Origin of the sequence: Cobetia sp. MC34 (assembly GCF_018340035.1) — a bacterium.
Lineage (GTDB): Bacteria > Pseudomonadota > Gammaproteobacteria > Pseudomonadales > Halomonadaceae > Cobetia > Cobetia amphilecti.
Map to the genome: position 1 here is coordinate 1 of NZ_JADPPY010000080.1, position 1675 is coordinate 1675.

Sequence of the window (1675 nt, forward strand, 5' to 3'; positions counted from 1 at the left end):
TTATATGATCGGTTACTACAGCAGCCTCAGGCCGCACAAGCATAACGATGGGATACCGCCGAACTTGGCAGAAAAGAACTACTGGAATGCTCAAAGCTCGGTGGCCAAAAACACTTGACCACTACAATGGGCCAACCAAAGCGATCACAGATCAAATGGATTTTGGTCGTGATGCCGCCACGACTCCGGCCCAACGCATGGTCTAAGGGTTCTTCAGATCCCCCTTTTTGCCTCCACCAGCGGAGGCGCGTATTGCACGAACGGCGGTTGAGTCGATCATCCAGGTCTCGAGATCCATCAGGCCATCTTCACGAAGCCGAAGTTGAAGCCGCGACAAGACCGCCTCAAAGGTACCGTCATCACGCCATTGTCGGAACCTGGCGTAGACAGTACTCCAAGGGCCATAACGTTCGGGAAGGTCGCGCCACTTGGCGCCAGAGCAGAGGGCCCAAAAGATGCCGTTCAGCATCTGTCTGTCGTCTTTCCGGGGCCTGCCCATCGATTGAGCCGGTGAGACAATGTCTTCGATCAACTGCCATTGGCTATCAGAGATTTCGTCGCGTCCTGTCATACCGCACCTATGCTGGGTGTGCATGGGTCACATTAGCAAAAATGACTTTTCGTACAAAACCTAACAAGGATAGCCTCCGATGTGAAATCCGATAATCCGGTGCCATACAAGTGGTCAACCACACGGGGCCTGACAAGCATGCATGGTTACTACTTATCTATGTGCAATGTTATTCCTGTATAACTACCATCTCTTAGCTTATTCTCTATATCTAATGCCTGCTTATAACTAGGTAAAGAATGCATTCCTTTAATATAGTTAATTAAGTTAGGGAACTTATTTTTAGGCGACATATTAAGAGCTGTCTCTATAACAAAGACAAGCATAAAATCAGCCCCTGTCAATCTATCTCCTACTATATATTTTTTATCTTTGAGTGAATCATCAAGATAACAGAAAACCTTCAAAAACTCATCCTCGGCATACTTCTCTAAAAATGATGTTTGTTTTTCACTGCTCTCACGTAAATTAAATATTTTAAGCAAAATAGGTAGCATAGCTGAACTTTCTGAAAAATGTATCCATTCTAAATATTCAAAATACTCTTTAGAAGATTTGCTTGGCGCCAAATAACCAGCAAATCTAGATATAATAATTTCGGTTATAGCTCCAGACTCGACAGTAATCTCACCATCTATATTCACAACTGGCGACTTTCCTAGAGCATGTATATTTAGTAACGACGATGGCGCGAAATGTGTAATAGCATCTCGAGAATAGCCAGTTATCTTGTACGAATGACCTATCTCTTCAAGTAACCATAAGATACGAATTGAGCGCGAATCAATTAAGTGATGTAGGTGTATCATCATATAACTCCATTCCTGTTAGTTAAAATCAAATACCTTAATTCAAGCAACAAGCCATTATCTGCGGCACCCAGGCTTCCTGCGCATTCCCCCTCCCCCCAAACACCTGCGCCGGTGTCTGATAATCGGACCGTTTTCGAGGACGGTCATTTGGCTACTCGTCCGACTCGGAATCTGTCAACATAGTTGGCACATGAAGTGGTTCTGGCTTTTTAAAATCCTACTGCCTGCGGTGCCGGATCCCGCTCCGGATTCAGATGCACTATCTCCGGCAGATCGAGTTTCCGGATGTCGC

Annotated in this window: 1 protein-coding gene and 1 pseudogene; both read right to left on the reverse strand. The window is 45.2% G+C overall.

Annotated elements, in window-relative coordinates:
• Positions 1-125 precede the first annotated feature (125 nt).
• Positions 126-571, reverse strand: a pseudogene (locus tag IZU87_RS17190) (IS5 family transposase); the annotation flags it as partial.
• Positions 572-720: 149 nt separating this feature from the next.
• Positions 721-1383: a glutathione S-transferase family protein gene (locus IZU87_RS17195; RefSeq protein ID WP_213115355.1), complete on the reverse strand. Its 663-nt coding sequence runs from the start codon at positions 1381-1383 to the stop codon at positions 721-723.
• Between the last annotated feature and the right edge of the window lie 292 nt (positions 1384-1675).

What these genes read in the sequence shown, in the direction of transcription:
- IZU87_RS17195 (WP_213115355.1), bottom strand. Translation starts at nt 1,383, where the DNA reads ATGATGATACACCTACATCACTTAATTGATTCGCGCTCAATTCGTATC.